The organism is Streptomyces sp. NPDC002537 (assembly GCF_053594975.1).
In genome coordinates, this window is the sequence record NZ_JBSFWT010000149.1 from 1 (window position 1) to 9757 (window position 9757).

The window sequence follows — 9757 nt, forward strand, 5'->3', positions numbered from 1 at the left end:
AGCTGATCGCCCTGCGCACCGACGCCCCCGTCGAGGCCGTGCCGGACCACGGCCGCAAGGTATGGCTGCACCACGGCAGTTGACGCTCAGGCGCCGTAGAACAGTTCCTCGACCACCGCGCGCGCACGCCGCGTGGTGCGGCGGTAGTCGTCGAGCATGTCCCCCACGTGGCCCGGTTCGTAGCCGAGGTAGCGGCCGACGGCGGCCAGTTCCCTGCTGTGGGACGGGAACGTGTCGCCCGCGCGGCCGCGGACGAGCATGACCGCGTTGCGGACGCTCGTCGCGAGCACCCACGCGTCGTCCAGTATGGCGGCCTCCTCGGTGCTCAGCAGCTCGGCGGCGCGGGCCGCGTGGAGCGCCTCGCGGGTGCGCGTCGTGCGCAGCCCCGGTTCCGCCCAGCCGTGCCGCATCTGGAGCAGCTGGACGGTCCACTCCACGTCCGACAGGCCGCCGCGGCCGAGCTTGGTGTGGGTGGTCGGGTCGGCGCCGCGCGGCAGCCGCTCGGACTCCATCCGGGCCTTGAGCCGTCTGATCTCGCGGACGGCGTCCTCGCCGAGGCCCTCGGGCGGGTAGCGCAGCGGGTCGATCAGCTCGACGAAGCGCTGCCCGAGCCCGGTGTCGCCCGCGATCGGCCTGGCGCGCAGCAGGGCCTGGCTCTCCCATACCAGTGACCAGCGCCGGTAGTAGGCGGCGTAGGAGGCGAGGCTGCGCACGATGGGCCCGGACTTGCCCTCGGGCCGCAGGTCGGCGTCGATCAGCAGCGGCGGGTCGGTGGTGGGCAGTTGCAGCAGGCGGCGCATCTCGGTGGCGACGGCGTAGGCGGCCTTGGCGGCCTCCTCGTCGCCGACGCCCTCGCGCGGCTCGTGGACGAACAGGACGTCGGCGTCGGAGCCGTAGCCCTGCTCGTGGCCGCCGAAGCGGCCCATGCCGATGACCGCGAACCGGGCGGGCAGGGTGTCGCCCCACTCGGCGCGCACGGCGGCGCGCAGGGCCCCGGCGACGGCCGCGGCGTTGAGGTCGGAGACGGCGTCGCCGACGGCGTCGACGCGCAGGTGGGTGTCCTCGATCTCGGTGTTCCGGCCGGGCACGGCGGTGCCGTTGCCGCGGCCTGCGGGCCCGTACGCGCCGATGATGTCGGCGGCGGCGGTGCGGAACAGCTCGCGGCGGCGGACCCCGCGGACCGCCACGATGGCCGCCTCGGCGCCCTCGGCGCGGCCCACGGCGGAGAGCACTTCCTGCTCCAGGGCCTCCCGGCCGCGGGGGCGCAGTCCCTCGGGGTCGCCGAGGAGGGCGACCGCCTCGGGTGCGCGCAGCAGCAGGTCGGGGGCGAGGCGCCCGGCGGACAGCACGCGGGCGAGGTTCTCGGCGGCGGCGCCCTCGTCGCGCAGCAGCCGCAGGTACCAGGGGGTGCGCCCGAGGGCGTCGGAGACCTTGTGGAAGTTGAGGAGCCCGGCGTCGGGGTCGGCGGAGTCCGCGAACCAGCCGAGCAGGACGGGCAGCAGGGTGCGCTGGATGGCGGCCTTGCGGGTCACCCCGGAGGCGAGGGCCTCCAGGTGGCGCAGGGCGGCGGCCGGGTCGGCGTAGCCGAGTGCCTCCAGGCGGTGGCCGGCCGCCTTGGCGCTCAGCCGGATCTCGCCGGGCTCCAGTTGGGCCACGGCGTCGAGCAGCGGGCGGTAGAACAGCTTCTCGTGCAGGCGGCGGACCTCACGGGCGTGCTTGCGCCACATCCGGCCCAGTTCGTCGACCGGTTCGGTGCCGGGCGGCCAGTGGAAGGAGCGGGCCAGGGAGCGGCCGAGGCGGCGCAGGTCGGACTCGTCGTCCGGCATGAGGTGGGTGCGGCGCAGCCGGTGGAGCTGGATGTGGTGTTCGAGGGTGCGCAGGAAGCGGTAGGCGGCGTCGAGGGCCGCGGCGTCGGAGCGGCCCACGTAGCCGCCCGCCGCGAGGGCGGTCAGGGCGTCGAGGGTGCCGCCGCCGCGGAGTGTGGCATCGCTGCGGCCGTGCACCAACTGGAGGAGCTGGACGGCGAATTCGACGTCGCGCAGCCCGCCCGGACCGAGCTTCAGCTCACGGTCGACCTGGCCCGCGGGGATGGACGCGACGACGCGGCGGCGCATCTGCTGGACGTCGGGGACGAAGTTCTCCCGATCGGCGGCCTGCCAGACGAGCGGGGAGACCACGTCGATGTAGTCCTGGCCGAGCACGGGGTCGCCGGCGACCGGGCGGGCCTTGAGGAGGGCCTGGAACTCCCAGGTCTTCGCCCAGCGTTGGTAGTAGGCGAGGTGGCTGGAGAGGGTGCGCACGAGCGGGCCGTTGCGGCCTTCGGGGCGGAGGTTGGCGTCGACGGGCCAGATGGTCCCCTCGGGGGTGACGTCGGAGCAGACCCGCATCATCCGGGAGGCGAGCCGGGTCGCGGCCTGCAGGGCGGCGCTCTCCGCGGTGCCGCCGCGGGGTTCGGCCACGAGGACGACGTCCACGTCGGATACGTAATTGAGCTCGCGGCCGCCGCACTTGCCCATGCCGATGACGGCGAGCCGGCAGGCCGCCGCGTCCTCGGGCTGCTCGTCGGCGGCGATGCCGAGGGCGGCGCGGAGGGTCGCGGTGGCGAGGTCGGCGAGCTCGGCGGCGGTCTGGGCGACGTCGGTGGTGCCGCAGACGTCACGGGCGGCGATGGTCAGCAGACAGCGCCGGTAGGCGGCGCGCAGCGCGTCGGCGGGAGGCAGGGCGGCGCCCCGCTCGCCGCGCATCCCCTCGGCGAGGGCCCGCTCGAACTCGGGGGTGGCGGGGTGCAGATCGGCCGGTTCGTAGGTGACGAGGGCGTGCCAGTCGCCGGGGTGCCGCACGAGGTGGTCGCCGAGCGCGGCGGAGGCGCCGAGCACCCCGAGCAGCCGGTCCCGCAGGGGCTTGGCGGTGACCAGGGTGTCCAGCAGCGTCTGCCGCTCGGCGGTGCCCATGGCCTCCAGGAGCCGGACGAGCCCCTGGAGCGCCAGGTCGGGATCCGCGGCGGCGCCGAGGGCGTCGAGGAGCAGCGGGTCGGAGCGGACGGGGGCGAGCACGGGCTCGTCGAGCAGCCGCTCGGCCCCCACGGCATCCGTGAACCCGTGCCGCAGCAACCGACTGTACGAACTACTACGACGCCCGTCCGGCACGGTCATCTGTCTCCCCATCCGCGCGTGTTCGGTTCTTGCCGCCGATGCCGGGCAGTGCTCGGTTCCAGCCCGTCCGGCGTTTGAGGACGCGGCCGAAGGCTGCTCCCGCCGCAGGCGGCAATGGCGGGACGGCCGGCGACGGCGGGAACCCCGGACAACGGCTACAGAACCGGAAGCATCTTCCGCAGCTCGAACGCGGTCACCTCGGAACGGTACTCCTCCCATTCCTGCTTCTTGTTGCGCAGGAAGAAGTCGAAGACGTGCTCGCCGAGCGTCTCGGCGACGAGTTCGCTGCGCTCCATCAGTTCGATGGCCTCGCCGAGGTTCTGCGGCAGCGGCTCGATGCCCATGGCCCGGCGCTCCGCGTCGGACAGCGCCCACACGTCGTCGTCGGCGCCGGCGGGCAGTTCGTAGCCCTCCTCGATGCCCTTGAGGCCCGCGGCCAGCAGCACCGCGTAGGTGAGGTAGGGGTTGGCGCCGGAGTCGATGGAGCGGACCTCGACGCGGGCGGAGCCGGTCTTGCCGGGCTTGTACATCGGCACGCGGATGAGCGCGGAGCGGTTGTTGTGGCCCCAGCAGATGTACGAGGGGGCCTCGCCGCCGGCGCCGGCACTGCGGGCCGAGCCGCCCCAGATGCGCTTGTAGGAGTTCACCCACTGGTTGGTGACGGCGGAGGTCTCGGCGGCGTGCTTGAGCAGTCCGGCGATGAAGGACCGGCCGACCTTGGACAGCTGGTACTCGGCGCCCGACTCGTAGAACGCGTTCCGGTCGCCCTCGAAGAGGGAGAGGTGGGTGTGCATGCCGGAGCCGGGGTACTCGGAGAACGGCTTGGGCATGAAGGTGGCCTGCACGCCCTGTTCCAGCGCGACCTGCTTCATCACGAGCCGGAAGGTCATGATGTTGTCGGCGGTGGAGAGCGCGTCGGCGTAGCGCAGGTCGATCTCCTGCTGGCCGGGGGCGCCCTCGTGGTGGCTGAACTCGACCGAGATGCCCATGGATTCGAGCATGGTGATGGCCTGGCGGCGGAAGTCCATGCCCACGTTCTGCGGGGTGTGGTCGAAGTAGCCGGAGGAGTCGGCGGGCACCGGGCGGGTGCCGTCCACCGGCTTGTCCTTGAGCAGGAAGAACTCGATCTCGGGGTGGGTGTAGAAGGTGAAGCCGAGGTCCGAGGTCTTGGCGAGGATGCGCTTGAGGACATAGCGCGGGTCGGCGTAGGAGGGGGAGCCGTCCGGCATCAGGATGTCGCAGAACATCCGGGCCGTGCCGGGGGCCTCGGCGCGCCAGGGGAGGATCTGGAAGGTGCCCGGGTCCGGCTTGGCGATCATGTCGGACTCGTAGACGCGGGCGAATCCCTCGATGGCCGAGCCGTCGAAGCCGATGCCCTCGTCGAAGGCCTGCTCCAGCTCCGCCGGGGCGACGGCCACGGACTTCAGATAGCCCAGCACATCGGTGAACCACAGCCGTACGAACCGGATGTCGCGCTCTTCGAGCGTGCGGAGCACGAACTCCTGCTGCTTATCCATAATCCACCTATCCTCGGTCAGGCCGCCCCTGTCCCCAGCTGCGGGGCACGTCGGGGCACATGAGCATCCCACCACACGATTTCGACCACGTTGCGTACGCGCGTCTGAACGCCCCGGGTCCTGCGGAGGTACCGCTCTCTCCCCATACTGCCTGCCGGGGCGCGTCCGCGTAACGGCCGGGGCGCTCCGCTCCCCGGCCGGGCGCGCCCGTCAGGCCCGGTTCGGGGGCATCGCGAGGACCGCTGCCGCGATGGCCTGCGGGCGGTCGTACATCAGCAGGTGGCCCGCCGGGGCGACGGCCTCGAAGCGGGCGTCGAGGCGGGCCGCGAGGGCGCGCTGGCGTTCCAGCCAGCGGCGCTCCACGCCGGAGCCGGTGCCCGGGGAGGCCGCGAGCACCGTGACCGGGACGGGGGGCAGCGGGTGCCGTTCGCGCAGCTCGTGGAGTTCGGCGGCGACGTCGCGGTAGCGGGCGTTCTCCATCAGCAGGGCGCGCAGCACCCGGCCGGTGCCGTAGGTGCGGCGGATCAGCTCGGCGGGGGCCGGGTCCTGCCGGGTGACGGAGGCGGCCCGGACGGTCAGCTTCCGCAGGGAGGGCCCGAGGGCGCGCGGCAGCCCGGCGGCGGCCAGGACCAGGCCCCGGGCGTGCGCCGCGGTGGTGCGCAGCTCGCGGGCGGGGGCGGGCCTGGGCTCGTCCTCCACGCTGCTGTCGACCAGGACGACCCCGGCCGTGCGCTCCGGGTACAGCCGGGCGAAGGCCTCGGCGTGGAATCCGGCGAGCGAGTGCCCCACGACCGTCGCGGGCCCGGCGAGGCCCAGGGCGTCGAGGACGCCCGCTATCCGGTCGGCCTCGCCCGCGGCGGTGGGCGGTTCGAGGGCGGGCGCGCTGAAGCCGAGGCCGGGACGGTCGAAGCGGACGACGGTGCGGTGGCCGGTGAGCAGCGGCACGACGGGTTCCCAGTCGAACCAGCCCATGCCGAGCCCGACGCTCAGCACGCACACGGGCCCCGAGCCCTCGCGCACCACGTGCAGCGGCACCCCGCCGACTCTCAGCATGTGCCCTGGTGGCCGCTCCATACCGTCCACACTCTCCCCCTTGTCGCTGTCCGTCCACCACCGTGCCCGCCCGCCGGCCGGGCACGACGAGACGACCGTACCGGCGCGCGGCGGGTGTCCGCGCCACGCCCCCTCAGTCGGCCGGCCGGTGTTCGGGGGCGACCCAGTGCGGTTTGCGGAACTTCAGCAGGGCGAGCGGGGTGAGGAAGCCGATGACCAGCAGTCCGCCGCCCACGGTGAGGACGTAGCGCCACAGCGGGCCGCCGCCGAACTGGTCCGGCGGGACGAAGCCGATGCACATGGCGGCGAGCGAGGCCGCGAAGCCGACGCCCGCGACCAGCCGCACGGCGGGGACGCGGAAGCCGCGGGGCCGGTCCGGCTGGGTGGTGCGCAGCCGGACGACGGCGGCGAACATCAGCAGGTAGACGACCAGGTAGATCTGGGTGGTGATCACCGAGAAGATCCAGTAGGCGCTGGAGACGTCGGGGAGGAAGGCGTAGAGCAGGGCGATGAGCGTGGTGAGCACGCCCTGGGCGACCATGATGTTCCGCGGCACGCCGTTCTTGTTGAGCCGCTGGAGGGCGGGCGGCAGATAGCCCTCCTGCCGGGCGACCATCAGCAGCCCCTTCGAGGGCCCGGCCAGCCAGGCGAGCATCCCGCCGAGCGCGGCCACGACGAGCATCAGGCCGACGACCTTGGTCAGCCAGCCCACGTGGAAGTGGTCGAAGAAGCCCTGGAACGCCTGCATCACGCCCGCGGTCAGGCTGAGGTCCTCGCCGGGCATCACCCAGCTGATGGCGAGCGCCGGGAGGATGAAGATCAGCAGAACGAGTCCGGTGGCGGCGAAGACCGAGCGGGGGAACTGCCTGCCGGGCTCGCGCAGCGAGGCGACGTGCACGCCGTTCATCTCCATGCCCGCGTAGGACAGGAAGTTGTTGACGATCAGGACGAGGCTGGCCACTCCGGTCCAGGGCGGCAGGAGGTGACCGCCGTCCATGGGGGCGGCGGAGGGGTTGCCCTGCCCGAGGAAGACCAGCCCGAGCACGACGAGGACGACGCCGGGGATCAGCGTGCCGATCACCAGGCCCGCCCCGGCCAGCCCGGCGACGGCCTTGGTGCCGCGCGAGGAGATCAGCACGCCGGACCAGTACACGACGACGATGACGACGGCGATGTAGAGGCCGTTGTCGGCGAGCCGGGGGTCGATGACGTACGCGAAGGTGCTCGCCACGTAGGCCAGCAGGCTCGGGTAGTAGGCGATGGTCATCGCGAACTGGCACCAGACGGCCAGGAAGCCCAGCGGCTTGGACAGCGCCTCGCTCACCCACCGGTAGACGCCGCCGGTCCAGCCGGAGGCGAGCTCGGCGGAGACGAGCGCGGTCGGCAGCAGGAAGACCACGGCGGGGACGAGATAGAGGAAGACGGCGGCCAGTCCGTAGAGCGCCATGGACGGGGAGGGCCGCAGGTTGGCGACGGACGCGGTGGTCATCATCGCGAGGGCCACCCACGAGATGAACTGCGTCTGCGCCGGGGCGGGCCCCGGATCGATGGCGGCCGTGGCGAGGGGACGGTCGTCCCTCACCTGTTCCGTGGTGGTCATGTGAGGCGGAGCGTCCTTCGGGGCCGTACGTCGATCGTTTCCCCCAATGATCCCATTCCCGCCACCCTGGAGGACGTATACCCCGAGGGGGTAGGGTGCGGCAGGAGTGCTTCAGGGGTTCTCGGGAGGCGTGTGATGGACGGGCAGCGGAGGGTGGCCGCGTGGTGCGGCCGTCTTCTCCTGTTCGCGGCACTCCTGCTGGGCATCGTCGGAATGCACACGCTGGGGCACCCGACGGGCCACGACGCCCCTTCGCCTGCGGCGGGCGCCTTGGCACATCCGGCGGGCGCGGCCGACGCGGCGCGCGGGACGGCGAGCGGACTCGGTGCGGTGGCGGGCGGCTCCGGCAGCGTGACGGGCGATGCCCCGGCAACGCATCCGTGGGCCGGGGCGCCCGTCCGTGCGGCGCACGCGATGACCGCCGTACCCGGCCGCGCCGCGCACGCCGTGGAAGCGGCGGCCGGTTCCCCGGTGGCGGCCGGTACTCCCTCGGTGCGCGGCGACAGCCGTCACGGCATGGACCCCATGTCCGTCTGTCTGGCCGTGCTCGGGGCCGCGCTTCTGCTGGCCGTGGTCCGGCGCAGCCGGCTCGTACCGGCCGTGGCCAAGGCCCGTGCGCAGCTGCTGCGTTCGGGTTTGTGGCCGGTCCCGCCCCCGCCACGGCACAAGGCACTCGCCCGGCTGTCGGTTCTGCGCGTGTAGCAGCGCGTACCGCCGCGCGCTCCCCGCGCGCCGCGGTACGTGCCGCGACCCCTTTACAGAGACCGACACCACGAGGTGCCTTTCCCCATGCGTTCCACCACCCGCCGCGCCGTGCTCGGCGCGGGAATCGCCGCCGCCGGAAGCGGACTGCTCGCCGCCTGTTCCGGGGGCTCCGGCAGCGGCTCGCCCACCGCCGCCCCCTCCGCCGACTACCTCGCCCCGGACGGCGAGGAGGTAGCCGCCGCCGAGGCGAAGCGCGGCACCGGGCCCGTACGGAAGGTGACCCTGACGGCCACCCCGGCCCGTCTCGACCTGGGCGGGCTCACGGTCGACTCCTGGGCGTACGGCGACCGGCTGCCCGGCCGGGAGATCCGGGTCACCACCGGTGACACGCTCGCGCTGACCCTCGCCAACCACCTGCCCGAGGCCACCTCGCTGCACTGGCACGGGCTGGCGCTCCGCAACGACATGGACGGCGTCCCGGGCGTCACCCAGCGCCCCGTACGCGCGGGCGCGTCGTACGACTACCGCTTCACCGTGCCGCACCCCGGCACGTACTGGGTCCATCCGCACTCGGGCGTGCAGCAGGACCGGGGGCTGTACGCGCCGCTGATCGTCGAGGACCCCAAGGAGCCGCTCTCCTACGACAAGGAGTGGGTCGTCGTCCTGGACGACTGGGTCGACGGCGTGGACGGCAGCACGCCCGACGGGGTGCTGGCCGAACTCTCCAACGGCATGGGCGGGATGGACCACAGTGGCATGGACCACGGCGGGATGAACCACGGTGGCATGGCGATGACCGCCGGGCGGTCCCCCGCCCCGTCCGGCCCGCCCCGGATGATGATGGGCGCGACCAGCCCGCTGCTCGGCGGGGACGCGGGCGACGTCGCCTATCCGCACCACCTCGTCAACGGGCGCACGCCGGACGCCCCGGAGACCTTCACCGCGAAGCCCGGCGACCGCATCCGGATCCGCTTCCTCAACGCGGGCGGCGACACGGCCTACCGGGTGTCCCTCGGCGGCCACCGGATGACGGTCACGCACACGGACGGCTTCCCCGTGGAGCACGCGGAGACGGACGCCCTGCTGCTGGGCATGGGCGAGCGGTACGACGTGCTGGTCGAGGCGAAGGACGGGGTGTTCCCGCTGGTCGCACTCGCGGAGGGCAAGAAGGCGGCGGCGCTCGCCGTGCTGCGCACGGGCGGGGGCTCGGCGCCCGACGCGTCCGCACGCCCCCGGGAGCTGGACGGCACCCTGCTGACCGCCGACCGGCTGAAGGCCGGCCGGAGCGTGCTCCTGAAGGACCGCCGCCCCGACCGGACGCTCACCTTCCGCCTCACGGGCGGGATGGCGAAGTACGACTGGGCGATCAACGCGAAGAAGTACACGCCGTCGCAGCGCTACCCGGTGGCCGCGGGCGAGCGGGTCCGGCTCGCCTTCGTCAACGACACGACGATGTGGCACCCCATGCACCTGCACGGCCACACCTTCGCGCTGCCCGGCGGCGGGCCGCGCAAGGACACCGCGATCGTCCGGCCGGGGCAGCGGCTGGAGGTCGACTTCGACGCCGACAACCCGGGCCTGTGGATGGTCCACTGCCACAACGTCTACCACGCGGAGTCCGGGATGATGACGGTCCTCGGCTACCTGCGCTGACCGAAAAGGCCCGTGGGGCCCGCGCCGGATCGGCGCCCCGCTGGCGGGACGGCTGCGCGTGACGGACGAGAAGGCTG

General features: G+C 73.4%; 6 protein-coding genes. 2 read left to right on the plus strand and 4 right to left on the minus strand.

The genetic code is table 11. The features are described from left to right. Nucleotides 1-86 precede the first annotated feature (86 nt). The 4 genes from ACWD4A_RS34345 to ACWD4A_RS34360 all read right to left on the minus strand — a co-directional run bounded on the left by ACWD4A_RS34345 (nucleotide 87) and on the right by ACWD4A_RS34360 (nucleotide 7322). Complete coding sequence (locus ACWD4A_RS34345) at nucleotides 87-3152, minus strand: bifunctional [glutamine synthetase] adenylyltransferase/[glutamine synthetase]-adenylyl-L-tyrosine phosphorylase (RefSeq protein WP_451200249.1); 3066 nt, start codon at nucleotides 3150-3152, stop codon at nucleotides 87-89. 155 nt (nucleotides 3153-3307) lie between these two features. Next, complete coding sequence (glnA, locus tag ACWD4A_RS34350) at nucleotides 3308-4669, minus strand: type I glutamate--ammonia ligase (RefSeq protein WP_451200251.1); 1362 nt, start codon at nucleotides 4667-4669, stop codon at nucleotides 3308-3310. A gap of 210 nt (nucleotides 4670-4879) precedes the next feature. Continuing rightward, entirely contained in the window at nucleotides 4880-5743 is an 864-nt protein-coding gene (locus tag ACWD4A_RS34355; RefSeq protein ID WP_451200252.1) for an alpha/beta fold hydrolase, read from the minus strand. Nucleotides 5744-5855: 112 nt separating this feature from the next. Next, nucleotides 5856-7322, minus strand: a complete 1467-nt coding sequence (locus tag ACWD4A_RS34360; protein ID WP_451200255.1) for an APC family permease — start codon at nucleotides 7320-7322, stop codon at nucleotides 5856-5858. A gap of 135 nt (nucleotides 7323-7457) precedes the next feature. On the opposite strand from ACWD4A_RS34360, the gene ACWD4A_RS34365 reads away from it, so the two are divergent. Together ACWD4A_RS34365 and ACWD4A_RS34370 are read left to right on the plus strand one after the other, a co-directional pair. After that, complete coding sequence (locus ACWD4A_RS34365) at nucleotides 7458-8024, plus strand: hypothetical protein (RefSeq protein ID WP_451200257.1); 567 nt, start codon at nucleotides 7458-7460, stop codon at nucleotides 8022-8024. Between the two features lie 87 nt (nucleotides 8025-8111). After that, on the plus strand, nucleotides 8112-9680 hold the full coding sequence (locus ACWD4A_RS34370; RefSeq protein WP_451200260.1) for a multicopper oxidase family protein: 1569 nt from the start codon (nucleotides 8112-8114) through the stop codon (nucleotides 9678-9680). Nucleotides 9681-9757 lie beyond the last annotated feature (77 nt).